This is a genomic window from Streptomyces sp. RK62 (assembly GCF_018070255.1).
Lineage (GTDB): Bacteria > Actinomycetota > Actinomycetes > Streptomycetales > Streptomycetaceae > Streptomyces > Streptomyces nigra.
This window is the reverse complement of the sequence record NZ_JAGPYD010000001.1, coordinates 811,969-834,716: the sequence shown is the minus strand read 5'-3', so window position 1 is coordinate 834,716 and position 22,748 is coordinate 811,969. Positions and strand designations below refer to the sequence as shown.

23 protein-coding genes are annotated in these 22,748 nt (G+C 73.2%); 12 read left to right on the top strand and 11 right to left on the bottom strand.

Annotated features, from left to right (window positions below):
• Positions 1-3: 3 nt before the first annotated feature.
• Together KBY32_RS03710 and KBY32_RS03705 are read right to left on the bottom strand one after the other, a co-directional pair.
• Positions 4-561, bottom strand: coding sequence for a fibronectin type III domain-containing protein (locus KBY32_RS03710; protein WP_210978840.1), 558 nt, complete (start codon positions 559-561; stop codon positions 4-6).
• A 10-nt stretch (positions 562-571) separates the two neighbouring features.
• Positions 572-1,180: a hypothetical protein gene (locus KBY32_RS03705; RefSeq protein WP_108709975.1), complete on the bottom strand. Its 609-nt coding sequence runs from the start codon at positions 1,178-1,180 to the stop codon at positions 572-574.
• Positions 1,181-1,493: 313 nt separating this feature from the next.
• Between KBY32_RS03705 and KBY32_RS03700 the strand changes: the two genes are divergently transcribed.
• The 4 genes from KBY32_RS03700 (at position 1,494) to KBY32_RS03685 (ending at position 6,203) form a co-directional block, all read left to right on the top strand.
• Entirely contained in the window at positions 1,494-2,885 is a 1,392-nt protein-coding gene (locus KBY32_RS03700) for an NAD(P)/FAD-dependent oxidoreductase (protein WP_210978839.1), read from the top strand.
• A gap of 60 nt (positions 2,886-2,945) precedes the next feature.
• Positions 2,946-5,189, top strand: coding sequence for an FUSC family protein (locus KBY32_RS03695; protein ID WP_210978838.1), 2,244 nt, complete (start codon positions 2,946-2,948; stop codon positions 5,187-5,189).
• 33 nt (positions 5,190-5,222) lie between these two features.
• Positions 5,223-5,444, top strand: a complete 222-nt coding sequence (locus KBY32_RS03690; RefSeq protein WP_055624390.1) for a hypothetical protein — start codon at positions 5,223-5,225, stop codon at positions 5,442-5,444.
• A gap of 303 nt (positions 5,445-5,747) precedes the next feature.
• Positions 5,748-6,203 carry a cyclic nucleotide-binding domain-containing protein gene (locus KBY32_RS03685; protein WP_210978837.1) on the top strand — a complete coding sequence of 152 codons (456 nt, stop codon included), beginning with the start codon at positions 5,748-5,750 and terminating at the stop codon, positions 6,201-6,203.
• A gap of 3 nt (positions 6,204-6,206) precedes the next feature.
• Here KBY32_RS03685 and KBY32_RS03680 read toward each other — a convergent pair whose 3' ends face one another.
• Both KBY32_RS03680 and KBY32_RS03675 read right to left on the bottom strand, forming a co-directional pair.
• Positions 6,207-7,505 (bottom strand): MFS transporter, encoded by a 1,299-nt coding sequence (locus tag KBY32_RS03680; protein ID WP_210978836.1) that lies wholly within the window; start codon positions 7,503-7,505, stop codon positions 6,207-6,209.
• 79 nt (positions 7,506-7,584) lie between these two features.
• Positions 7,585-8,199: a LysE/ArgO family amino acid transporter gene (locus KBY32_RS03675; protein ID WP_210978835.1), complete on the bottom strand. Its 615-nt coding sequence runs from the start codon at positions 8,197-8,199 to the stop codon at positions 7,585-7,587.
• Positions 8,200-8,271: 72 nt separating this feature from the next.
• Here KBY32_RS03675 and KBY32_RS03670 point away from each other — a divergent pair, with 72 nt between their 5' ends.
• Entirely contained in the window at positions 8,272-9,171 is a 900-nt protein-coding gene (locus KBY32_RS03670; protein WP_210978884.1) for a LysR family transcriptional regulator ArgP, read from the top strand.
• A gap of 10 nt (positions 9,172-9,181) precedes the next feature.
• Here KBY32_RS03670 and KBY32_RS03665 read toward each other — a convergent pair whose 3' ends face one another.
• Positions 9,182-9,889: a TetR/AcrR family transcriptional regulator gene (locus tag KBY32_RS03665; RefSeq protein WP_210978834.1), complete on the bottom strand. Its 708-nt coding sequence runs from the start codon at positions 9,887-9,889 to the stop codon at positions 9,182-9,184.
• Between the two features lie 109 nt (positions 9,890-9,998).
• On the opposite strand from KBY32_RS03665, the gene KBY32_RS03660 reads away from it, so the two are divergent.
• Both KBY32_RS03660 and KBY32_RS03655 read left to right on the top strand, forming a co-directional pair.
• Positions 9,999-11,216 carry a saccharopine dehydrogenase family protein gene (locus KBY32_RS03660; RefSeq protein ID WP_210978833.1) on the top strand — a complete coding sequence of 406 codons (1,218 nt, stop codon included), beginning with the start codon at positions 9,999-10,001 and terminating at the stop codon, positions 11,214-11,216.
• Positions 11,217-11,321: 105 nt separating this feature from the next.
• On the top strand, positions 11,322-11,555 hold the full coding sequence (locus KBY32_RS03655) for a WhiB family transcriptional regulator (protein ID WP_055624394.1): 234 nt from the start codon (positions 11,322-11,324) through the stop codon (positions 11,553-11,555).
• A 22-nt stretch (positions 11,556-11,577) separates the two neighbouring features.
• Here the strand turns inward: KBY32_RS03655 and KBY32_RS03650 are convergent, their stop codons facing one another.
• From KBY32_RS03650 to KBY32_RS03640, 3 genes are read right to left on the bottom strand one after another with little or no spacing between them, the layout of a single operon-like run.
• Positions 11,578-13,401 (bottom strand): cell wall metabolism sensor histidine kinase WalK, encoded by a 1,824-nt coding sequence (locus KBY32_RS03650; RefSeq protein ID WP_210978832.1) that lies wholly within the window; start codon positions 13,399-13,401, stop codon positions 11,578-11,580.
• Positions 13,401-14,102, bottom strand: coding sequence for a response regulator transcription factor (locus KBY32_RS03645; protein WP_210978831.1), 702 nt, complete (start codon positions 14,100-14,102; stop codon positions 13,401-13,403). The genes KBY32_RS03650 and KBY32_RS03645 overlap by 1 nt, the downstream gene beginning before the upstream one ends.
• 44 nt (positions 14,103-14,146) lie before the next feature.
• Positions 14,147-14,890 (bottom strand): L,D-transpeptidase family protein, encoded by a 744-nt coding sequence (locus tag KBY32_RS03640; protein WP_210978830.1) that lies wholly within the window; start codon positions 14,888-14,890, stop codon positions 14,147-14,149.
• Positions 14,891-14,980: 90 nt separating this feature from the next.
• Between KBY32_RS03640 and KBY32_RS03635 the strand changes: the two genes are divergently transcribed.
• Positions 14,981-15,340, top strand: a complete 360-nt coding sequence (locus tag KBY32_RS03635) for a DUF488 domain-containing protein (RefSeq protein WP_210978829.1) — start codon at positions 14,981-14,983, stop codon at positions 15,338-15,340.
• Between the two features lie 14 nt (positions 15,341-15,354).
• Here KBY32_RS03635 and KBY32_RS03630 read toward each other — a convergent pair whose 3' ends face one another.
• Complete coding sequence (locus KBY32_RS03630) at positions 15,355-17,028, bottom strand: FAD-binding dehydrogenase (RefSeq protein WP_210978828.1); 1,674 nt, start codon at positions 17,026-17,028, stop codon at positions 15,355-15,357.
• A gap of 16 nt (positions 17,029-17,044) precedes the next feature.
• The gene (locus tag KBY32_RS03625; RefSeq protein WP_210978827.1) at positions 17,045-17,686 is read right to left on the bottom strand and encodes a TetR/AcrR family transcriptional regulator; all 642 of its coding nucleotides are present in this window, start codon (positions 17,684-17,686) and stop codon (positions 17,045-17,047) included.
• 130 nt (positions 17,687-17,816) lie between these two features.
• Here KBY32_RS03625 and KBY32_RS03620 point away from each other — a divergent pair, with 130 nt between their 5' ends.
• The 4 genes from KBY32_RS03620 to KBY32_RS03605 all read left to right on the top strand — a co-directional run bounded on the left by KBY32_RS03620 (position 17,817) and on the right by KBY32_RS03605 (position 21,798).
• On the top strand, positions 17,817-18,446 hold the full coding sequence (locus KBY32_RS03620) for an alpha-ketoglutarate-dependent dioxygenase AlkB (RefSeq protein ID WP_055624401.1): 630 nt from the start codon (positions 17,817-17,819) through the stop codon (positions 18,444-18,446).
• 112 nt (positions 18,447-18,558) lie between these two features.
• On the top strand, positions 18,559-19,743 hold the full coding sequence (locus KBY32_RS03615) for an acyltransferase family protein (protein ID WP_210978826.1): 1,185 nt from the start codon (positions 18,559-18,561) through the stop codon (positions 19,741-19,743).
• A 49-nt stretch (positions 19,744-19,792) separates the two neighbouring features.
• Positions 19,793-20,539, top strand: a complete 747-nt coding sequence (locus KBY32_RS03610; protein WP_115506983.1) for an MBL fold metallo-hydrolase — start codon at positions 19,793-19,795, stop codon at positions 20,537-20,539.
• A gap of 35 nt (positions 20,540-20,574) precedes the next feature.
• Positions 20,575-21,798 (top strand): DUF4032 domain-containing protein, encoded by a 1,224-nt coding sequence (locus tag KBY32_RS03605; protein WP_210978825.1) that lies wholly within the window; start codon positions 20,575-20,577, stop codon positions 21,796-21,798.
• A 1-nt stretch (position 21,799) separates the two neighbouring features.
• Here KBY32_RS03605 and KBY32_RS03600 read toward each other — a convergent pair whose 3' ends face one another.
• Positions 21,800-22,672, bottom strand: coding sequence for a universal stress protein (locus tag KBY32_RS03600; protein WP_055624404.1), 873 nt, complete (start codon positions 22,670-22,672; stop codon positions 21,800-21,802).
• Between the last annotated feature and the right edge of the window lie 76 nt (positions 22,673-22,748).

The window sequence follows — 22,748 nt, the reverse complement described above, 5'->3', positions numbered from 1 at the left end:
GGCTCACTCGCCCGTGGTCAGCCGGACGACGCCGGACCGCTCGCCCAGGACGAAGGCGCGGACGCGGTAGGCCGCGCCGCGTTCGCCGGGCAGCGGGAGGAAGTCGGTGGCCTCGGTGTCGGGGGCGAGCACGGCGACCGGGTCGTACCGGTCGCCGTCCCTGGGGCGCAGTTCCAGGAGGTGGCCGTCCTCGCCGCGTGCGCGGTCGGTCCAGGTGAGGTGCTGGGCGCCGTCCGGTCCCGTTGTCCGGCGGGGCCGGGTGGTGGGGCCGGTGTAGGGGCGCAGCCGGTAGTGGAAGGTGGTGTGCGGCATCAGGTCGGGGTGGCGGTAGGTGGTCACCTGCGGGGCCAGGTACTGGAGCACCGTCCAGGGGCCGGCCTCCTCGGTGGCGAACTCCAGGACGTGGCCGGCGACGCCGGGGCGGGTGTCCCGCCAGCGCAGGTCGACGTCGGTGGGGGTGGTGAGGGCGCCGGTCAGGGACAGGGCCGGGGGTGTGCCGGCGGAGCAGGCCGGCAGCGCCAGGATCAGCGCCGCCGGCACCGCGACGAGCCTTCCTCTCATACGGCGGCCGCTACTTGCGCCAGAAGCGGATGTTGCTCCACTCCACGGTGGCGGTGCCGTTGCCGCTGTTGGTGCGGTAGGCGCCGAACTTGTCGTAGAAGCTGCCGCCGGGGCTGGCGTAGGTGTGCTTGAGGGAGCCGTTGATGTAGGTGCGGTGCTGGGAGCCGACCTGGTGGACGGTGTTGACCCGGACGGTCGCGCCGACGGTCCCGGCGTTCGACAGGGTGGTGCCGCCGTGGACGGCGTACAGACGGCCGCCGCGTTCGACGGCGAGCATGAAGTACGGGCCGGAGGCGGACTCGTGGAACGTCTGCTTGAGGCTGATCCGGGTGCCGTTCAGGCCCGTGATGCGGAAGTAGCCCTCGAACTGGCGGGTGCCTCCGGTGTAGGTGGCGTAGCGGCGTTCAGCCCGTTGGTCGCCGCTCGCGGTGGAGCAGGTGAGCCGGAAGGTCAGGCCGTCGATCTGCCCGCACCCCCGCTCCTGCTCGGTGAAGGTCGGCGACACGGACTGCCAGCCGCCGGGTTCGACCTCCGCGGCGGCGGGTGGTGCGGTGAGGAGCGCCGTGGCGCACAGGGCGGGGGCGACGGCGAGGGTGAGGGTGCGCAGGCGTGGGAGCATCCTGCCTCCTGTCCGGGTGGGGGGTGACCGTGCGTGTGGTCATGAGTGTGAACGACGGTCCCGTATTTGGACGAGCGCTTCGGAAGGTAGGTCCGGACCAACGGACCGTCAAGAGGCCGCGCACACACGTCTTTGCCGTCCGGACCGGTGTAGGCGGGGGCGAGCCGGGGCACAGTGGGCGGCGTCGCGTTCATCTGCCTGCCGCGCCCGGCTGGCGGAACGCCCCGGGGCGCGGTGGGATCGAGGCGTGCGAAGCAGCGATTCAGGGGCAGGCGAACGACATCGAGGCAGACCGCCTGGAGCCGCAGAAGGGATGATCAGCGTGACACGACCCAGGATCCTGGTGGTTGGCGCGGGCTTCGCGGGAGTCGGATGCGTACGCCGGCTCGAACGCAGGCTCTCCCCCGACGAGGCCGAGATCACCTTGGTGACCCCGTCCTCCTTCCAGCTCTATCTGCCGCTGCTGCCCCAGGTGGCCTCCGGTGTGCTGACCCCGCAGTCCATCGCCCTGTCCCTGCGCCGCAGCCGCAGGTACCGCACCCGGATCATCCCGGGCGGCGCCATCGGCGTGGACCTCGCGGCCAAGGTGTGCGTGGTGCGCACCATCACCGACCGCATCGTCAACGAGCCGTACGACTACATCGTGCTGGCGCCCGGCAGTGTCACCCGCACCTTCGACATCCCGGGGCTCGTCGACCACGGGTTCGGGATGAAGACGCTGGCGGAGGCCGCCTATCTGCGCGACCACGTCATCTCGCAGCTCGATCTCGCCGACGCCTGCCAGGACCCCGCCGAGCGGGCCGCCCGGCTGCAGTTCGTCGTGGTCGGCGGCGGCTACGCCGGCACCGAGACCGCGGCCTGCCTGCAGATCCTCACCCACAACGCGGTCAAGCGGTATCCGCGGCTCGACCCGCGGCTGATCAAGTGGCATCTGATCGACGTCGCCCCGAAGCTGATGCCCGAACTCGGCGACAAGCTGGGCCGGGACGCGCAGGAGATCCTGCGCCGGCGCGGTATCGAGATCTCCCTCGGCGTGTCCATCGCGAAGGCCGGGCCCGAGGAGGTCACCTTCACCGACGGCCGGGTGGTGCCCACGCACACGCTGATCTGGACCGCCGGTGTCGTCGCCAGCCCGCTGATCGGCACGCTCGGCGCGGAGACCGTCCGCGGCCGGCTCGCGGTCAACGCCGAGATGCGGCTGCCCGGGCACGACGGTGTCTTCGCGCTCGGCGACGCCGCCGCGGTGCCGGACGTGGCCAAGGACGAGGAGGGCGCGGTGTGCCCGCCGACCGCCCAGCACGCCATGCGCCAGGGCAAGGTCGCCGCCGACAACGTCATCGCGTCGATGCGCGGTCAGTCGCTGCAGCCGTACGAGCACAAGGACCTCGGGCTGGTCGTCGACCTCGGCGGGTTCGACGGGGTGGCCAAGCCGCTCGGCGTCGAGCTGAAGGGGCTGCCCGCGGTGGTCGTGGCCCGCGGCTACCACTGGTCGGCGCTGCGCACCAACGTCGCCAAGGCCCGCGTCATGACGAACTGGCTGCTCAACGCCGTCGCCGGGGACGATTTCGTGCGCACCGGGTTCCAGGCGCGCCGGCCCGCCAAGCTGAAGGACTTCGAGTTCACCAACGCCTATCTGACGCCGGAGCAGCTCAAGAAGCAGGTCACCGCGCAGGGCGGGGGTGGGACCGCCGACGGGCCGGCGTAACGGGGCGGCCGGGGCGCGGCCGACGACGGACCAGCGAGGCGGGGAAGTGAGCGGGACGGCGTGAGGGCAGCGGAGGAGACGGTCCGGACGCGACTGAGGGACCGCGTCGCGGCCTCGGACCCCGGTCTGCTGAGACTGGCGGCGGCCCTGCGGCCGGTGGGGTCGATCGCGCTGACCGTCACGGTGCTCACGGTGCTCGGCACCGATCTGCCGCACCTGGTGACCGGGGCGCTGGTGGCGATGGTGTCCACCTTCGCCATCCGTGAGAAGCAGCGCTCCAAGCAGGCGGTAACCCTGGCACTGGGGCTGCCGGTGGCGCTGGCGTCGATGACGCTGGCGTCGCTGCTGCACCACCGGCTGCTGGCCGGTGACCTGGTCTTCGTGCTGCTGATCTTCTGTGCCGTCTACGGACGCAGATTCGGCGACCGGGGCACCGGGCTCGGCCTGATCGGCTTCCAGATGTACTTCGTGGCCCTCTTCGTCGGTGCCACGCCCGGTCAGCTGCCCGAGCTGTACACCTCGGTCGCGGTGGGCTTCGGGTGCAGTGCGCTGATCCGGTTCGCGGTGATCCCGGAGACACCGGTCGGGGTGCTAGAACGGCTGCGGGCCGCCTTCCGGGCCCGGATGGCGCAACTGCTGGACGCGCAGATCGAACTGCTGGACGCCGGTCCCGAGGAGGCGGACCGGGCGCTGCGGCGGGTGCGCGAGGGCACCGCGCGGCTGCACGAGACCGCGCTGCTGATCCAGGGGCGGCTGTCGGACGGCACCGCCGACGAGGCGGTGGCCCGGCTGGTCCAGCGGCGGATCGCGGACGCGGAGATCGCCGCCGAGCGGCTGGGCCTGTCGCTGCTGCGGGCGCGCGGCGCCGAGCGGGTGGACACGCTGGCGCTGCATCTGCCGGGCGCGCCGGTGCCCTCGGGCGGCCGGCAGCCGGTGCGGGAGGAGGCGACGGAGACGCTGCGCCGCGACCTGGACGCCCTGCGGGTCCTCGTGCTGCGTCCGGCCGAGGCGGGCGGCGGGACGGGCGTGGCCCAGCTGCGCAACCGGCTCCTCGGCTACCGCGACGAGGAGAACGTGCCCGTGGCGTCCCCGGCCGTGCAGGACGCGTTCCGCGCCGTCGGCGAGACCGCGCGGGCCGTGCTCGGGCTGCGGATCGCGCTGGGCGGGGCCCAGGACGAGTCGGACGACTCCCCGGCGACGGCGCGTTCGCGGGAGGAGCTGGACGCGGAGGACGCCGTCCTCGACGCGGACGAGGAGGAGGCCAAGGAGGAGCCGACCGGGCTGGAGCGGCGCACCACCCGGGCCGCCGTGCAGGTCGCCGTGGGGTCGCTGCTGGCCATGGTCGGCGGGGAGCTGCTGTCCCGGGACCGCTGGCACTGGGCGGTGCTGACCTGCTGGATCGTGTTCCTCAACACCGCCTCCACGGGCGAGATCCTGGTCAAGGGCTCCCGCCGGCTGCTCGGCACGGTGCTGGGCGTCCTGGCGGGCATCGTGCTGGCGGGTGCCGTCGGGCACCACACGTGGACGGCGTTCGCGCTGGTGCTGCTCTGCGTGTTCGCGATGTTCTACTCGGCGCCCCTGTCGTACACGCTGTCGTCGTTCTTCGTGACGGCGGCGCTCGGGCTGCTCTACACGCTGCTGCACACCTACAGCCTGTCGGTGCTGGTGCTGCGGATCGGGGAGACGGCGCTGGGCGCGGTGTGCGGGGTGATCGCGGCGGCGTTCGTGCTGCCGGTGCAGACCGACCGACGGACCAACGACCTGCTCGCCACCGTGCTGCGCCGGCTCCGCGAGGTCACCGACAGCGCCGTGGAGCAGCTCAGCGGCGGGCCGCCCGGGGACCTGATGGACCAGGCCCGCGACCTGGACCAGGCGCTGGCCGATCTGCGGGCCGCCGTGCAGCCGCTGACGCATCCGGCGACGCCGCTGCGGGCCCGCAAGGAGACGGCCCGCTATGTCGTCGCGCTGCTGGAGACGTGCGCGTACCACGCACGCACCCTGGCCGCGACGACCGAGCTGCTGCTCAGCCGCCCCTCGATCGTGCCCGACCCCCGGCTGCGCGCCGCGACCGGCCGGATCGGGCGGAATCTGGAGGCGATCACCGCGCATGTCACCGAGGAGCACACGGACGCCGTGATCGAGACCGGGCCGAGCATCGCCTCGCTGCTGGGTCCGAGCACTCCGCTCCCGCCTGGTCAGGGCCGGGTCACCGACCATGTGCTGCGCCATCTGCAGCGCCTGGACGAGGCGGTGACCGGTCTGGCCCGTCCGCTGGACGTGCCGGTGAAGACGTCGGAGGGATGAGCGCATCGGGCTTTCGCTGGGTAGGCGGTGTGCATGACCGATGTCGTGGACGCAGACGAACTGTTGCGGCGGATGCAGCGTGCGCGGGCGTGGGCCCGGCAGGAGGAGCGGACGTGGCGGGGGCGGAGCGAGCATCTGCGCGCCACCGACCCGGAGGGGGCGCGGGACGCCGCCGTACGGACGCTGACGTACGAGGCGGTGCTCACCGTGCTGGACGAGATCCTCACCCCGGGAAAGCACGCGGAGCAGCCGTGAGAACGGGAGCCGAGTGAAACGGGTCACGTACCCCGGTCTCGATTACCGAGACGCCGAGGAAATGGTTTACGGTTCATCCATACGTGGTCACGGGGTCGACCGCATCCGTCCCCCCTGAACCACCTCTGACAGCCCTGGCTGGCTTCCCCCGTCCAGCCAGGGCTTTTTCATGCCCTCGCACACCGTGCCGCACCGGTCCGGGACCGGAATGTCCGGCCGCCGAGGTGCCCACCGCCGCCGCAGCCGCTCCAATGGACGCAGGGAAACACCGGAATGCCGTTCGTCGGTGAGGAGCCCCCTGCCATGACCAAAGCGATCAAACTGCTGACCGCCCTACCGCCGCCCCAGCGTGAGCGCCTGATGGAGCTGGCCCGGGAGACGTCCTTCCCGGAGGACACCCGGATCTTCGAGGCGGGCGGCACGGCCGACTGCTTCTGGGTCATCCGCTCGGGAGCCGTCACCCTGGACCAGCAGGTGTCGCCCCTGCAGCGGATCACCGTGGCCAGCCTGGGCGCCGGCGACCTGCTGGGCTGGTCCTGGCTGTTCCCGCCGTACCGGTGGGACTTCGGCGCGGAGGCCTTCAGCCCGGTGCGCGCCTACGAGTTCGAGGCGGCGGCGGTGCTGCGGCTGTGCGACGAGGACACGGCGCTCGGGCTGACCCTGGTGCGGTACGTCGCCGAGATCCTCGCGCACCGTCTGGAGATGACCCGCGGGCAGCTCATGGAGCGGCACGCCCTGGCGCGGCGCACCCTGTACTGAGCGTCAGACGCGGTAGCGGCGCAGCGCCGGCACCGCCGCGGCCAGGCCCAGCATGAGGACGACGACGAGGAGGCCGCCGCCCGCCGTCGCGGCGCGCGGGCCGAACGCCGAGCCCGCCGTGCCGTGCAGGACGTCGGCCAGACGCGGGCCGCCCGCGACGACGACCGTGAACACGCCCTGCATCCGCCCGCGCATCTCGTCGCTCGCGGCGGACAGCAGGATGGCTCCGCGGAACACCATGGACACCATGTCGGCGACCCCGGCCAGGGCGAGGAACACCACCGCGAGCCACAGGCTCCCGCTGAGCCCGAAGCCGGTGACGGCCACGCCCCAGGCGACGACCGAGCCGATCACCATCCAGCCGTGCCGACGGGCCCGGGAGAAGGTCCCGGAGAACAACCCGCCGGCCACCGCGCCGATCGGGATGGCCGCGAACAGCAGCCCGAGGGCGAGCCCTTCGCCGTACGAGCCGTACGTCTCGCTCGCGAACTGCGGGAACAGCGCGCGGGGCATGCCGAAGACCATCGCGATGATGTCGGCGAGGAAGGACAGCAGCAGCACCTTGTGCAGCGAGATGTAGCGGAAGCCCTCGGCGATCTCCCGGACCCCGGCGCGGCGCCGGACCGCGGCGGCCAGGGGCGGCAGCGCGGGCAGCCGGTACACCGCCCACACCGTGACGCACAGCGCCAGGGCGTCCAGCAGGTACAGCTCGGGCAGGCCGACGACGGGGATCAGCACGCCGGCCAGCAGGGGTCCGACGACCTGGCCGGTCTGCATGACGGTGGAGCCGAGGGCGTTGGCGGCGGCCAGCTCGTCCTCCGGCACCAGCCGGGCGATCGAGGCGTTGCGGGCCGGGGAGTTGAGCCCCCAGAACGCCTGCTGGAGCGCGAGCAGGACCATCAGCACCGCGACCGACTCCAGCCCGGCGGCGGCCTGGAGCCAGAACAGCACCGAGGTCACGGCTATCCCGATGTTGGTGATCAGCAGCAGCCGGCGCCGGTCCATGCTGTCGGCGATGGCGCCGCCCCACAGCGCGAACACCGTGAGCGGCACCAGCCCGGCGAGGCTCGCGGCGCCCACCCAGGCCGAGGACCCGGTGATGTCGTAGACCTGCTTGGGCACGGCGACCGCGGTGAGCTGGCTGCCGACCGCCGTGACGATGGTCGAGGTCCACAGCCGCCGGTAGGCGGGGCGGCGCAGCGGCCGGGTGTCCATGGCCCAGCGGCGCCAGCCGCGGGGTGCGGCGGGCGCCTCGGAGGGTTCCTTCTCCTGCGGTGTGGTACTGCTTTCGCTGGTGTCCACGGGGTCCCTGGATGCTCGCTACATCTTTCTCGTCCGGGGATCACTATCGCAGCACCGGCCGGGTGTTCGGACGGGCGTCTCAGGTTCCGGCGATCAGGGAGGCGCCGAGGGCGATCATGGTGACGGCGATCACCGCGTCCAGCACCCGCCAGGCACCCGGCCTCGCGAGGTGGCGGCTCAGCAGGCGGGCGCCGAAGCCGAGCGCGGCGAACCAGCACAGGCTGGCGGCGGCGGCGCCGAGTCCGAACGTCCAGCGCAGCGGGCCCCGATCGGCGGCGATGGTGCCGAGCAGGAAGACGGTGTCGAGGTAGACGTGCGGGTTGAGCCAGGTCATGGCGAGGCAGGTGAGCACCGCCCGCCGTCGTGAGCCCGCCGTGTCGCCGTCGGTGACGAGGGCGCCGGCCGGGCGCAGCACACGGCGGGCGGCCAGGACGCCGTAGCCGAGCAGGAACACCCCGCCGACCCAGGCGACCGCCGTCAGCACCCCGGGCCACGCCACGACCACCGCGCCGACGCCCGCCACGCCGAGGGTGATCAGGACCGCGTCGGACAGGGCGCAGATGCCGACGACGGCGAGGACCGCGTCACGGCGGACCCCCTGGCGCAGGACGAAGGCGTTCTGCGCGCCGATGGCGACGATCAGGGAGAGGCCGGTGCCGAATCCGGCGACGGCGGTGGTCAGGGCGCTTGTCATGCCGTCGACGGTAGGCAGACGATCTCCTCGCGTACAGCTAAAGATTCTTACGTATCCTTAGCTCTCGTGAAGATGGAGCTGACCGAGCTGCCGCTCGACCAGGTGCGGACCCTGCTGGCGGTGGTGGACGAGGGCACGTTCGACGCGGCCGCCGCCGCCCTGCATGTGACGCCGTCGGCGGTGAGCCAGCGGGTCAAGGCGCTGGAGCAGCGCACCGGGCGGGTGCTGCTGGTGCGGACCAAACCGGTGCGGCCGACCGAGTCCGGCCAGGTCGTCGTCAGGTTCGCCCGCCAGCTGGCCCGGCTGGAGCGCGACGCGCGGGCCGAGCTGGGCATGGACGGGACCGCCGAGGCGACGCGGGTGTCCGTCGCGGTGAACGCCGACTCGCTGGCCACCTGGTTCCTGCCCGCCCTGACCCGGGTGCGCGAGGAGCCGCCGCTCTGCTTCGAGCTGCGCCGCGAGGACGAGAGCCGGACGGCGACCCTGCTGCGGGAGGGCCTGGTGATGGCCGCGGTGACCTCCTCGGCCGAGCCCGTCGCGGGCTGCTCCGTTCGGGCGCTGGGCCGGATGCGCTATCTGGCCGCCGCGAGCCCGGAGTTCACCGAGCGGTATCTGACCGGGCCACTGGCTCAGGCGCTGGCGCGGGCTCCCGTGATGACCTTCGACCGCAGCGACGACCTCCAGGACGCCTTCGTACGCGGGCTGCGGGACGGGGCCGCGCACGCGGGGCCCACGCGGCACCGGATGCCGACCTCGGAGGGGTTCCTGACGGCCGTGCTCGCTGGACTCGGCTGGGGCCTGATCCCCGAGGTGCAGGCGGAGCCGCTGGTGACGGAGGGGCGCCTGGTCTCCCTGGCGCCGGACCGGCCGGTGGACGTCCCGCTGTACTGGCAGCAGTGGAAGCTGCACTCGCCGGCACTGGTCACGGTGACGCAGGCGGTGCTGGACGCGGCGCGCGAGGCGCTGATCTAGGGCGAACGACCTAGGCGCGGCAGGCGGCGAGCCGGGCTTCCGCCGCCTCCAGCAGCAGTTCGAGGGCCGTCGGATAGGCGCTGGTCACCATCTGCCGGGCCAGCAGCGGCGCCGCCTCGGCGATCCGGGGATGCGTCGTGCGCGGCAGCCGGGCGTACGTCGAACGCCACTTCTCCTCGTCGGCGCGCAGCGACGCGCTCGGCAGGGTCAGCGACGCCGCGTCCAGCGCGGCGAAGGCCAGCGTCTGGTCGATGAAGGCGTGGTAGAGGCGCACGGTGTCGGGCAGCGGGAAACCGGCGGTGCGCAGGATGTCCAGCACGGTCTCGTCGGCGGCGAGTTCGTTGGCCCGGCCCGTGACCCGGCTCGTGGTCAGCACGGCGGCGTGCGGGTGGGCGACATAGGCGGCGTGGATGCGGGTGCCGACGGCCCGCAGGTCGGCACGCCACTCCCCCGTGGGCTCCCAGCCCTCCAGCGCGCGGCCGATCAGGGCGTCCCCGATGGCCAGGGTCAGATCGTCCATGCCCCGGAAGTAGCGGTACAGCGTGCTCGGGTCGGCGTCCAGGGCCAGGCCGAGCCGGCGGGCGGTCAGTCCGGCGCTGCCGTGCTCGGCGAGCATCCGCAGCGCCGTGTCGACTATGAGGCCCTCCGACAGCACCGTGCCGCTCCTGGTGGGGCGACGCCTGCGCCGCTTCTCCTCCGGTACGACCGGTTTGGGCATGGCGTCCTCCATCCTTATGCCAACGGCATTGACCTTACGTGCCGGGGCGGCGTTGTATCCCACCCGGGGCCCCACCACGTCGTCCACCGTCAGTCGAGGGAGTCTTGTCATGCGTGTACTGCTCGTGGGAGCCGGCGGAGTGGGTACCGCCATCACCCGGATCGCCGCCCGGCGTCCCTTCTTCGAGGCGATGGTCGTCGCCGACTACGACCCGGCGCGCGCCGAGGCCGCCGTCGCCGCGCTCGACGGCGACGCCCGCTTCAGCGCCGAGCGCGTCGACGCGAGCGACGAGCCGGCCGTGGCCGCGCTGCTGGAGCGGCACTCCTGCGACGTGCTGCTCAACGCCACCGACCCGCGGTTCGTGATGCCGCTGTTCCAGGCCGCGCGCACCGCCGGGGCCACCTATGTCGACATGGCGATGTCGCTGTCGAAGCCGCACCCCGATCGCCCGTACGAGGAGTGCGGCGTCAAGCTCGGGGACACCCAGTTCGAGCAGGCGGCGGACTGGGAGAAGGCGGGCGCCCTCGCCCTGGTCGGCATGGGCGTGGAGCCCGGCCTCTCGGATGTGTTCGCCCGGTACGCGGCCGACGAACTCTTCGACGAGATCGAGGAGATCGGGGTGCGCGACGGCGCGAACCTCACCGTCGAGGGCTATGACTTCGCCCCCTCCTTCAGCATCTGGACCACCATCGAGGAGTGCCTCAACCCGCCGGTCGTCTACGAGAAGGACCGCGGCTGGTTCACCACGGCGCCGTTCAGCGAGCCCGAGGTGTTCGACTTCCCGGAGGGCATCGGCCCGGTGGAGTGCGTGAACGTCGAGCACGAGGAGGTGCTGCTCATGCCGCGCTGGGTCGACGCGCGCCGGGTCACCTTCAAGTACGGCCTCGGCCAGGAGTTCATCGACACCCTGAAGACCCTGCATCGGCTGGGACTCGACAGCACCGAGCCGGTGACCGTGCCGAGCGCCGACGGGCCGGTGCGGGTCTCCCCCCGGGACGTCGTGGCCGCGTGCCTGCCGGACCCGGCGACCCTGGGCGAGCGGATGCACGGCAAGACGTGCGCGGGCACCTGGGTGCGGGGCGTCAAGGACGGCAGGCAGCGCGAGGTGTACCTCTACCACGTGGTCGACAACCAGTGGTCGATGAGCGAGTACGGCTCCCAGGCCGTGGTGTGGCAGACGGCCGTCAACCCGGTCGTCGCCCTCGAACTCCTGGCCGGCGGCGCCTGGTCGGGGGCGGGCGTCCGGGGACCGGAGGCGTTCCCGGCCCGCCCGTTCCTCGATCTGCTCACCGAGTACGGCTCCCCGTGGGGCATGCGCGAACAGTGACGTGATTTCACGGGGTGCCGCCGGGTTTCACCGCGGGTCGACAGGCGACTCGAAACCGAGTAATTCCTCCACCGAGGGCACGTCGACGATCGCAGGTGACTTTTGATGGACGACTGGCGAGACCACGCCGCCTGCCGCCATGAGGACCCCGACCTCTTCCATCCGATCGGCACGTCGGGGCCGACCCTGATGCAGACCGAGGAGGCGAAGGCCGTGTGCCGGCGCTGCCCGGTACGGGAGCCGTGTCTGCGCTTCGCGCTGGACATGGAGCAGTCCACCGGGATCTGGGGCGGCACGAGCGAGACGGACCGGCGGGCCCTGCGCCAGCGCGCCGGCTGAGCGGGGGGACCGCCCACCCCCCTCACTCGGGCGGTTCCCCGGCGGGCAGCCGCAGCGTGAACACCGCGCCCTCCCCCGGCGCACCGGCCGCCCCGACCGTGCCCCCGTGCGCGGCGGTCAGCTGCCGCACGATCGGCAGTCCGAGCCCGCTGCCTCCGGTACGGCGGCTGCGGGACTTCTCCGCGCGCCAGAACCGCTCGAAGACATGCGGCAGATCCTCGGGCGCGATCCCGGTCCCGGTGTCGGCGACCTCCAGCACCACCTCGTCGCCGTCCCGCCCGGCGGAGAGCGTGACCGTGCCGCCGGACGGGGTGTGCCGCAGCGCGTTGGACACGAGGTTGCCCAGCGCCTGACGCATCCGGACGGGGTCGGCGTCCAGCCAGGGAGTACCACGCACGGCGGTGCCCAGCGTGACACCGGCCGTGTCCGCCGCGACCTGGTGGGCGGCGGCGACCTGGCCGAGGAGTTCGTCGGCGCGAACGGGCTCACGGTGCAGGCGCAGGGTGCCCGCGTCGGCGGCGGCGAGGTCCTGCAGGTCGTCGATGACCCGCTGCAGGACAAGTGCCTCCTCGTGCAGCGAGGCCAGCAGGGCGGGGTCCGGGTCGACGACGCCGTCCCGGGTGACCTCCAGCCAGCCCCGGATGTTGGTGAGCGGGCTGCGCAGCTCGTGCGCGATGTCGCTGACCATGGCCTTGCGCTGGGCCTCCAACCGCTCGCGGCGCTCGGTGAGTTCGTTGAAGGCGGCGGCGAGGACGCCGGTCTCGTCCCGGGTGGTGACGGGGACCCGCACATGCCGTTCGGGCGGCTCCTGTGCGGCGGCGGTCAGCGCGCGCAGCGGCCGGACCAGCCGGGTGGCGACCACCGCGGAGACCACGACGGTGACCGCGAGCACCAGCCCGGCGACACCGACCACCTTCGCCTTGTTCGCCGGTGACATGTCGAAGCGGACGGCGGTGGTGTCGCCGCCGCCCAGGAACAGCTCCGCCACGGGAGCGACATACGGGTCGAGTTGGGCCCGGCGGGCCTGGTCGGTGCAGTGCTGGGCGGCGGCCCTGTCCCACTGCTCGCCGGGGGTGGACGGTTTGCCCGTGAGGTACCGGGGGGTGAGGCCGAAGCCGGTGACGTCGACGCCGATGGCCTGCGGCGCCGGCCCCGCCGTGCCCTGCTTCTCCAGGCAGGCGGTGATACGGGCGGAGAGGTCGTCGAGGGCCTTGTCCTCGGTCGGCGTGGGGGTGTTGAGCCGTCCGTCGGCGCACTCCTCGGGGACCGTGCCGCCCGCGACGGGCCCGTCGTGGTCGGTGACGACCGGCCGGCCGCTCGGCGCGCGCACGATCACGGTGTCGTAGCCGTTGCGGGCGAAGCACTTCCGCCGTTGCCCGGCGAGCACGTCCAGCTTGGCCCGTTCGCCGGCGCTGAGCCGGTACGGGCCCACGACCCGCGGGTCGACTCCGGTCCGCTGGGCGCCGCGCTCGGTGAAGGTGTCGACGCGCAGCGGGTCGAGGGTGGCGGCGGCGCGCGGGGGCAGCGGGGTGCCGGGCGCGGCCGAGTCGGCGACGACCGTACGGTCCCGGGTGGTCAGGGCGATCCGCCGGCCGGTGCGGTCGGCCAGCTCCCGTACGGTCCGTTCGACGCCCCGCCAGTCGGCGTGGGTGGCGGCGTATCCGCTGAGCCGGGCGAGGACGTCCATGTCCTCGGCGAGGACCTGCCCCTGCTCCTCGCGCAGCGCCCGGGTGGTGGTCGCCACCGCCAGCCAGGCGGTCGCCGCCACCGAGCAGACGGCGATCAGCACCGAGGCGACCAGCAGCCGGACCAGCAGGCGCTTGCGCCACGGGATGCGCCGGTTCATCAACGGCCCCCGCTGAGCTTGTAGCCGACGCCGAACACGGTCAGCAGGCGCGCGGGCCGGCGCGGGTCGGCCTCGATCTTCCTGCGCAGGTTCATGATGTGGACGTCGACGGCCCGTTCGGTGGAGGCCCGGTCGGTGCCCCGCGTGCACTCCAGCAACTGCCGCCGGGAGAAGACCCGTTCGGGTTCGGCGGTCATGGCGAGCAGGATCTGGAACTCGGCCGGGGTGCACTCCACCGGCGTCCCGTCGCACCGCACCTCGTGCCGGACCGGGTCGACGCTGATCCCGGCGGCCCGGACGACGGGGTCCTCGCGCCGGCCGTCGGCGCGGCCGCCGCGCCGCAGCACGGTGCGGATGCGGGCCATCAGCTCGCGGGGGCTGTACGGCTTGGTCATGTAGTCGTCGGCGCCGAGTTCCAGGCCGAGCAGGACGTCGTCCTCCGCGGACCGGGCCGTCAGCATCAGCACCGGGATGTCCGGGTCGTTGTCGCTCCGGCGCAGCACCCGGCAGACGCCGAAGCCGTCGATCACGGGCAGCATCAGGTCCAGGACGACGAGGTCGGGCCGCAGTCTGCGGGCGGCGTCGAGGGCGGCCGGCCCGTCATGGACCACGGTCGCGGTGTGGCCCTCCGCGAGCAGGGAGCGGCGTATGAGCTCGGCCTGCATCGTGTCGTCCTCGGCCACCAGTACATGTGCGCACACGCGGCGGATCCTAAGCGGTCGGCGGAAACGGTCGGCGGCGGCGGTCAGCGGGCGAGTGAGGCGGCGTCGCCCATGACGACGACCGGGTGCCGGCCGGGGTCGAGCGTCCGCAACAGGGCGCGCATGTGCGCGCGGGACAGGCTGACGCAGCCCTGGGTGGGACCGCCGTGGTCGACGTGCAGCCAGATCCCGCCGCCGCGCCCGGCGCCGAGCGGCCGGGTCCAGTCGAGCGGGGTGGTGCCAGGCCGGCGGTTGTAGTCGATGGCGATGACGTAGTCGAAGGAGCCGGCGAGGGGTTCGCCCTCGAAGCCGGTGCCGGTGGCGGTGAAGCCGCGCCCCTGGTCGTACGGCAGCCTGGTCCCGGGGTCGGGCCGCAGACCCCCGGCGTCGCTGAGGGTGAACACGCCGACGGGTGAGCGCAGATCGCCGGCGCGGTGGTGGTCGGTCCAGCCGCGCAGCGCGTTGTGGGCGGGCCAGCGCTCACCGGCCTGCCAGCCGGTCGCGGTGCCTTCGTACAGGACGACGTCGGAGCGGGCGGAGTCCCTGCCGTGTCCCGTGACGACGACGGCCTGCCGGGCCTCGGCCGGGACCTGGGCCAGAGTCGTGGGGCCGAGGCCGGGGAGCTGCCGTGGGAGGGGGGTCGCCGTGGCGGTGGGCCGGGACGGGGCGGTCGTGGTGCGGTGGGGTGCCGGGGGCCTGTCGCCGGTCGTCGCCACCGCTCCGGTGCCGCATCCGGTCAGCAGCAGGGTGGTGGCCAGCAGGACGGCTCGGGGCTTGTGCGGGATCATGTGACGACCCTGACGGACAGGTGTGAGGAACTCGTCAGGTCGCACACGGCGTGTCCGGCGCCGTCGCCCGTCCGAGAGAAAGGCCCGGTCATGAGCGTTCGCGTCCGCCGCGTCTACGAGCCGCCCGAGCCGGGGGACGGTGTGCGGGTGCTGGTCGACCGGCTGTGGCCGCGCGGTCTGTCCAAGGACGCGGCCCGGGTCGACGAGTGGCCCAAGGGCCTCACCCCGTCGACGGAGTTGCGCCGCTGGTACCACGCGGGCGAGGGCTCCTACGAGGAGTTCGCGGGCCGGTACGAGGCCGAGCTGGACGCCCCGGAGGCGGCCGATCTCCTGGCCCGGCTGCGGGAGACGGCGCATGAGAAGGACGTGACGCTGCTGACGGCGTCGAAGACGCCGGAGACGAGTCACGCGGCCGTGCTGGCCCGCCTTTTGGAGGCGGGCCAGCGCTAGAAGGCCGACCGGGCTCAGCCCACCTGGCGGGCCGCCGCGCGTCCTGCCGCGCGTCCGGAGAAGAGGCAGCCGCCGAGGAAGGTCCCCTCCAGGGCGTTGTAGCCGTGGACACCGCCGCCGCCGAAGCCGGCGACCTCGCCGGCCGCGTACAGGCCGTCGATGGGGGTCCCGTCGGTGGCCAGGGCGCGTGAGTCCAGGTCGGTCTGGATGCCGCCGAGGGTCTTGCGGGTCAGGATGTGCAGCTTGACGCCGATGAGGGGGCCCGCCGCGGGGTCGAGGATCCGGTGCGGGGTGGCGACGCGGCCGAGGCGGTCGCCGATGTAGCGGCGGGCGTTGCGGATGCCCTGGATCTGGGCGTCCTTGCTGTAGGAGTTGCCGATCTGCAGATCGCGGGCCTCGATCTGGCGCCGGACGGTCTCCGCGTCGAGCAGCGGCTTGTCCGTCAGCTGGTTCATCTTCTCGACCAGTTGCTCCAGGGTCGGGGCGGTGACGAAGTCGGCGCCGTGGCGCAGGAAGGCGGCGACCGGGCCGGGGGCGCCCTTGCCGAGGACGCGCTCCTTGAGGAACCCGGCGCGGTCCTTGGCCGTGATGTCGGGGTTCTGCTCGGAGCCGGAGAGGGCGAACTCCTTTTCGATGATCTTCTGGGTGAGGATGAACCAGGAGTGGTCGTATCCGGCGATGTCCGCGTCGGTGCGCAGATGCCGGAGGGTGCCCAGGGTGTCGTAGCCGGGCAGGCAGGGGTCGGGCAGCCGGCGGCCGAGGGCGTCGAACCACAGGGAGGACGGGCCGGGCAGGATGCGGATGCCGTGGCCGGGCCAGATCGGGTCCCAGTTCTGGAGGCCCTCGGTGTAGTGCCACATGCGGTCGCGGTTGACGAGGCGGACGCCGGCCTCGGCGCTGATGTCGAGCATGCGGCCGTCGACGTAGGCGGGGACGCCGGTGACCATCTCGGTGGGCGGGGTGCCGAGGCGCTCGGGCCAGTAGCGGCGGACGATGTCGTGGTCGGCGCCGATGCCGCCGGTGGTGACGACGACGGCCTGGGCGGTCAGCTCGAACTCGCCGACGGCGTCGCGGTTGGAGGCGACTCCGCGCGGCGAGGTGTCGTCGGCCAGGACGGTGCCGCGTACGCCGCGTGCGGTGCCGCCGTCGACGACCAGCTCGTCCACCTGATGCCGGTGATGGAAGGTGAGCAGCCCGTCGCGCGCGGCCTGCTTCGCGTACCGGACGAAGGGCTCCACGACTCCGGTGCCGGTGCCCCAGGCGATATGGAAGCGGGGCACCGAGTTGCCGTGGCCATGGGCGCGCAGATCGCCGCGCTCCGCCCAGCCGACGGTGGGCAGGAAGCTGATGCCGTGCCCGTCGAGCCAGCCGCGCTTCTCGCCGGCCGCCCACTCGACGTACGCGCGGGCCCAGCGCACCGCCCAGGAGTCCTCGTCCTCGAGCCGGTCGAAGCCCGCGCTGCCCTGCCAGTCGTTCCAGGCCAGGTCGAAGGAGTCCTTGATGCCGAGGCGCCGCTGTTCGGGCGAGTCGACGAGGAACAGCCCGCCGAAGGACCAGAAGGCCTGCCCGCCGAGGTTGGCGGCGTTCTCCTGGTCGACCAGGGCCACGCGGCGGCCCCGGCTGGTCAGTTCGTGCGCGGCGACGAGTCCGGCGAGTCCCGCTCCGACGACGATGACGTCGGCGTCCATGGCGACCGTCCCTTCCCTAGGCGGTGGTGCGCTGTCCGGTGGTGTCGCTGCCGTCGGTCAGCAGCGCGGTGAGCAGCCGGCCCAGCCAGGCGCGGGCGTGCTCGGTGTCGCGGTCCAGCAGCAGCTGGGTCGTGACGCCGTCGTACGCGGCGACCACGGCGTGGGCGGCGCCGTCGGTGCCGCCGAGCACGGCGGGCAGTGCGGTGTGGCCGCTTGCGCGGGCGAGCCGGTCGGCGATCGCGGCGCGCAGCCGGGCGCGGTGTTCGAGCAGGGTGGCGGCGACGGCGGGGTCCCGGGCGGCGTGCACCAGGAAGTCCGTCTTGACCAGCAGCCAGTCCCGGTCCAGGAGCAGCACCTCGGTGACCCGGTCCACGGCGGCGGGGACGTCGAGGCCGGGGCCGTCGACGGCGAGCGCCCCGGCGACCTGGTCGGCGATGAGGTCGGCGCGCTGCCGGTAGAGGGCGAAGAACAGCTCGTCGAGGCTGTCGAAGTTGGAGTAGAAGGCGCCCCTGCTGTAGCCGGCGGCCTCGCAGACCTCCTCGATGGAGACGTGTCCGAACCCCTTGGCGGCGAACACGGCGAACGCGGCGTCGAGCAGGTTGGCCCGGGTGCGGACACGGCGTCTGGTGACGCGTCTCGTCGTCTCCCCCACACCCATGTCGGACCTCCGTTCGATACGGGAATGTATCCGATACACCAACGTATCCAACAGGGGTGCGGAGCGGTCGCAAAGAAAGAGCGACCGCCCTATAGGAACAGATTTTCGATTAAGGAGTTACGCTGGATCCATGGCCACGCACCTCCAGGGCTCCCTGTTCGACCAGACCGACGAGCTGCGGCTCGGCTCCCTCGACGGGATCCACCGCACCCGGCTCGCCCACGGCGCCTGGATCGACGTCCTGCCCGGCTGGCTCGGCGGGGCGGACGCCCTCTTCGAGCGGCTGGCCGCCGACGTCCCCTGGCGCGCCGAGCGGCGCACCATGTACGACCAGGTCGTCGACGTGCCCCGGCTGCTCCGCTTCTACGGCGCCGGCGACGCCCTCCCCCACCCCGTGCTGGACGAGGCGCGCGAGGCGCTGTCCGCGCACTACGCCGGGGAGCTGGGCGAGCCGTTCACCACGGCCGGGCTCTGCTACTACCGCGACGGCCGCGACAGCGTCGCCTGGCACGGCGACCGGATCGGGCGCGGCTCCCGGCAGGACACCATGGTCGCCATCCTGTCCGTCGGCGCGCCCCGGGACCTGCTGCTGCGGCCCGCGCGCGGCGGCGGCGAGACGATCCGCCGGCCGCTCGGGCACGGCGATCTCATCGTGATGGGCGGCTCCTGCCAGCGGACCTGGGAGCACGCCGTCCCCAAGACGACCCGCGCCACGGGACCGCGCATCAGTGTGCAGTTCCGGCCGCACGGCGTGCGCTGAGGCGGAGAGGCGGCCGACCGAGGCGCACGCACGGGGGGCCGCCTCCGGTGGACGGTGCCGGAGGCGGCCCTTCCTCTGGGCGCGCCCGGTCCTGGCCGCCACACTGGGCCGGGTGAGCGCCCAGCCGCACGTGCCGGACACCGCCTCCCGACGCACCGAACTCGACACGCTCCGGGTGTGCGTCGTGCTCGGCCTCGTCCTCTTCCACTCCGCGCTCGTGTTCTCCCCGGACGACGACTTCTACGTCAAGAACGCGCGGACCACCGACGTCGTGACCGTGCTCGCCGGCTTCGGGGTCGTCTGGGCCATGCCCATGCTGTTCCTGGTCGCCGGGCTCGGCTCCCGGCACTCGATCCGGCGGCGCGGCCCCGCCCGGTTCACCCGGGAGCGGCTGCTGCGCCTGGGCGTCCCGCTGGTCTTCGGCACGCTCGTGCTGTGCCCTCTCCCCCAGTGGCTGCGGCTGCGGGCCGCCGACGCCGGCTACGACGAGCCGTACTGGCGGTTCTGGCCGCGCTTCCTCACCGTCCGTCCTGACCTGGCCGACTTCCCGTTCGTGCTCGACGGGGAGCATTTCGAGACCGGGCATCTGTGGTTCGTCGTGCTGTTGCTCACGTTCAGTCTGCTGCTCGCCCCGGTGGCGGCACCGCTGGCGGCCCGGACCGAGGGCTGGGCGGGCTCGGTGGAGCGCCGCCCCGCGCTGCTTCTGCTGCCGGCGCTGCCGCTCGCCGCGATCGACGCCTTCCTCGGTATGGAGGAGGGCTTCGCGGGCTGGAACCGCTGGGCGTACCTGGTGTTCTTCCTGGCCGGTTACACGCTCGCGGACGACCCGCGTGTCCGGGCCGCGCTGCGGCGGCTCGCCGTGCCGGTGGGGGTGTGCGGGCTCGTCCTGTTCGCCGGGACCGCGCCCGGGTTCCTCGGACTGGACGAGCCGTTCACCGAGGCGAGCCCGTTCGCGTGGGCGACCCGGGCGGTGTTCGGGGCGGCGGGCTGGTGCTGGGTCCTGGCCCTGCTCGGCCTGCTGGACCGGCCCCGCGCCGCCCGGCCGCCGTCGCGGGCGCTGGTGTATCTGGGGGTGGCCGCGCTGCCGGTCTATGTGCTGCACCAGCCCGTGGTGGTCGCCGTCGCCTACGGCGTGGTGGGCCTGCCGGGGCCGATCATCGTCAAGTACGCGCTGATCGTGGCCGGTTCCCTCGTGGCGATCCTCGCCCTGTACGAGCTGCTGGTAGGCCGGACGCGGCCGACGCGGTTCCTCCTCGGGATGCGCACCGCCGCCCCTCGGCCCGCTTCGTCACCTTGATCTGCTTTGCTGTGCACGTCGGTCACGGACCTCACCACGCGGGACGATCATGCGGACGGATGTACGGCACATCGCGGACGGCACCTATCTGGTGCACGGAAGCAACACCAACTGGGTCATCCTCACCGAGGGAGACGCGGTCACCCTGATCGACACCGGGTACCCCGGGGACCGGGCGGCGCTCCTCGCCTCGCTCGCCGAGGTGGGCAGCGCGCCGGAGGCGGTCCAGGCGATCCTGATCACGCACGCGCACACCGACCACCTGGGCAACGCCGAGTACCTGCGCGCCACGTACGGCACTCCGGTGTATCTGCACGAGGCCGAAGTGCCGCACGCGCGCCGGGAGTTCCTGCACCAGGTCGGCGTCGGGACCGTGCTGCGCAACGGCTGGCGGCCGGGTGTGCTGCCGTGGGCCGTGCACGCGCTGCGCTCCGGCGGCACCGCGCACGTCCCGGTCGCCTCCCCGGAGCCGTTCCCGCGCTCCGGCCCGCTGGACCTGCCCGGCCGGCCGGTCCCCGTGCACACGCCCGGCCACACCGACGGCCACAGCGCCTACCACCTGCCCCAGGCGGGCGTGGTGATCTCCGGTGACGCCCTGGCCACCGGTCACCCCACCTCGCGCATCGAGGGCCCGCAGCTGCTGCCGGAGATGTTCGACCGTGAGCGGTCCCGGGCGCTGGCCTCGCTGGACGTGTTCGAGAAGCTCGACGGGCACGTCCTGCTGCCCGGGCACGGCCCGGCCCACACCGGTTCCGTCCGGGACGCGGCCCTTCAGGCGCGGGAGCGGGCGTCATAGGGTGAGGTGATCGATCACCGGACCGAGGACGGCTCATGGCACTCCAGATCAGCGCGACGAATCCGGAGCACCCGGCCCTCCTGCTGGAGCTGCCGTGGCAGGTGCCGCTGGAGGAGTGGCCGGAGGACCTCCTGGTCCCGCTGCCGCGCGGCATCTCCCGGCACATCGTGCGCTACGCGCGCGCCGGCGACGAGGTGATCGCCGTCAAGGAGCTGGCCCAGCGCCCCGCCCTGCGGGAGTACGAACTGCTGCGGGACCTGGACCGGTTGGGCATCCCGGCGGTCGATCCGCTGGCCGTGGTCACGGGCCGTACGGACGCCGCCGGTGACCCGCTGGAGTCCGTGCTGGTCACCCGGCATCTGGGCGGCTCGCAGCCGTACCGGTCGATGTTCGAGACGACGATGCGCCCGGCCACCATGCACCGGCTGATGGACGCGCTGGCCGTGCTGCTGGTCCGCCTCCATCTGGCGGGGTTCGCCTGGGGCGACTGCTCGCTGTCCAACACGCTGTTCCGGCGGGACGCGGGCGCCTACGCGGCGTATCTGGTGGACGCGGAGACCGGCGAGCTGCACCAGCGGCTCAGCGACGGGCAGCGCGACTACGACCTGGACCTGGCCCGCGTCAACATCAGCGGTGAGCTGCTGGACCTGGAGGCGTCCGGGGCGCTGCACCCCTCCGTGGACCCGATCGAGTTCGGCGCCGAGATCTGCGCCCGCTACCGGTCCCTGTGGCAGGAGCTGACCCGCACCTCGGTGTACCCGGCGGGCAAGTACCACTACATCGAGCGCCGGATACGCCGGCTGAACGACCTCGGGTTCGACGTCGCCGAGATGCAGATCGGCCAGACCGGCGACGGCGCCTCGGTCACCTTCGTGCCCAAGGTCGTCGACGCCGGCCACCACCAGCGGCAGCTGCTGCGGCTGACGGGCCTGGACGCCGAGGAGAACCAGGCCCGCCGGCTGCTGAACGACCTGGAGAGCTGGATGGCCGGCCAGGACGACCTCGCCGACGGCGCCCGCCCCGAGGTCCTCGCCCACCGCTGGGTGCGCGACGTGTTCCGGCCGACCGTGCGGGCGGTGCCGCCGGAGCTGCGCGGCGCCATGGACCCGGCCGAGATCTACCACGAGCTGCTGGAGCACCGCTGGTACCTGTCGGAGCGGGCGCAGCGCGACATGGACTGGGACACGGTCATCGAGGACTACATCACGACGATCCTGCCCAAGGCCCGCGAGACGCTGCAGCCGACCACCGCCGACTGACTCAGGCGTGCGGCACCACGGCCACCGGGCACGGCGCGTGGTGCAGGACACCGGACGCCACCGAGCCGATCCGGGCACCCACGGCCGTACGCCGGGCGCGCCGGCCCACGACGACCAGCTGGGCACGGGCCGCGACCGACAGCAGCACCTGCCCGGCGCTGCCCATCTCGACGTGCTCGACGACATGCACGTCCGGGAACCGCTCCCGCCACGGCCGCAGCGCCTCCGCCAGCGCCTTCTTCTCGTACGGCTCGAGACCGCCGGCCTCGTCGAGGAGCTTCAGGGAGCCGGGGCTGTAGGCGAACAGCGGCGGCAGCGTCCAGGCCCGTACGGCGCGCACGGTGGCGCCGCGCGCCGCCGCCGTCTCGAAGGCGAACTCCAGGGCGCCGGCGCTGTCGTCCGCGTCGCCCTGCTGGCCCACGACGATGTCGTGCCCGGCGACCTCGGCCGAGGCCTGGTCGTCGGCCCGGACCAGGACGACGGGCCGCTCCGCCTCGGCGACGACCTGCTGTCCGACCGAGCCGAGCAGGAAGCCGACGACCGCGGCCCGGCCGCGCGTGCCCAGCACCAGCATCTCGGAGGCGGCGGTGGCGGCGAGCAGCGTCTCGACGGACCCGCCGTCGACGACCTCGGTGGTGACGTCCAGCCCGGAGTACCGCTCCGTGACCGACCGCGCGGCCTCCGCCAGCCCGTCCCGCGCCCACCCGGCCTGTGTGTCCGCGTCGACGTCGGCCATCGCCTCGTGCTCGTGGAACCGCCAGGCGTGCACCACACGCAGGGCCAGCCCCCGGCGGACCGCCTCCCGGGCGGCCCAGGCCAGCCCCTTGAGACTCTCCTCCGATCCGTCCACCCCTGCCGTGATCGGGCGCGTCATCGCTGTTGCCTCCTGATGTCGTGGTGACGTCCGTCAGGCCCAGTCTTCACCACCCCTCCACCACCGGGGCGAGGCG

Excerpts from the sequence above, each read along its gene's own strand:
- KBY32_RS03710 (WP_210978840.1), bottom strand. The coding sequence starts at position 561 with ATGAGAGGAAGGCTCGTCGCGGTGCCGGCGGCGCTGATCCTGGCGCTG.
- KBY32_RS03705 (WP_108709975.1), bottom strand. The coding sequence starts at position 1,180 with ATGCTCCCACGCCTGCGCACCCTCACCCTCGCCGTCGCCCCCGCCCTG.
- KBY32_RS03700 (WP_210978839.1), top strand. The coding sequence starts at position 1,494 with ATGATCAGCGTGACACGACCCAGGATCCTGGTGGTTGGCGCGGGCTTC.
- KBY32_RS03690 (WP_055624390.1), top strand. The coding sequence starts at position 5,223 with ATGACCGATGTCGTGGACGCAGACGAACTGTTGCGGCGGATGCAGCGT.
- KBY32_RS03685 (WP_210978837.1), top strand. The coding sequence starts at position 5,748 with ATGACCAAAGCGATCAAACTGCTGACCGCCCTACCGCCGCCCCAGCGT.
- KBY32_RS03675 (WP_210978835.1), bottom strand. The coding sequence starts at position 8,199 with ATGACAAGCGCCCTGACCACCGCCGTCGCCGGATTCGGCACCGGCCTC.
- KBY32_RS03670 (WP_210978884.1), top strand. The coding sequence starts at position 8,272 with ATGGAGCTGACCGAGCTGCCGCTCGACCAGGTGCGGACCCTGCTGGCG.
- KBY32_RS03665 (WP_210978834.1), bottom strand. The coding sequence starts at position 9,889 with ATGCCCAAACCGGTCGTACCGGAGGAGAAGCGGCGCAGGCGTCGCCCC.
- KBY32_RS03660 (WP_210978833.1), top strand. The coding sequence starts at position 9,999 with ATGCGTGTACTGCTCGTGGGAGCCGGCGGAGTGGGTACCGCCATCACC.
- KBY32_RS03655 (WP_055624394.1), top strand. The coding sequence starts at position 11,322 with ATGGACGACTGGCGAGACCACGCCGCCTGCCGCCATGAGGACCCCGAC.
- KBY32_RS03650 (WP_210978832.1), bottom strand. The coding sequence starts at position 13,401 with ATGAACCGGCGCATCCCGTGGCGCAAGCGCCTGCTGGTCCGGCTGCTG.
- KBY32_RS03640 (WP_210978830.1), bottom strand. The coding sequence starts at position 14,890 with ATGATCCCGCACAAGCCCCGAGCCGTCCTGCTGGCCACCACCCTGCTG.
- KBY32_RS03635 (WP_210978829.1), top strand. The coding sequence starts at position 14,981 with ATGAGCGTTCGCGTCCGCCGCGTCTACGAGCCGCCCGAGCCGGGGGAC.
- KBY32_RS03630 (WP_210978828.1), bottom strand. The coding sequence starts at position 17,028 with ATGGACGCCGACGTCATCGTCGTCGGAGCGGGACTCGCCGGACTCGTC.
- KBY32_RS03625 (WP_210978827.1), bottom strand. The coding sequence starts at position 17,686 with ATGGGTGTGGGGGAGACGACGAGACGCGTCACCAGACGCCGTGTCCGC.
- KBY32_RS03620 (WP_055624401.1), top strand. The coding sequence starts at position 17,817 with ATGGCCACGCACCTCCAGGGCTCCCTGTTCGACCAGACCGACGAGCTG.
- KBY32_RS03610 (WP_115506983.1), top strand. The coding sequence starts at position 19,793 with ATGCGGACGGATGTACGGCACATCGCGGACGGCACCTATCTGGTGCAC.
- KBY32_RS03605 (WP_210978825.1), top strand. The coding sequence starts at position 20,575 with ATGGCACTCCAGATCAGCGCGACGAATCCGGAGCACCCGGCCCTCCTG.
- KBY32_RS03600 (WP_055624404.1), bottom strand. The coding sequence starts at position 22,672 with ATGACGCGCCCGATCACGGCAGGGGTGGACGGATCGGAGGAGAGTCTC.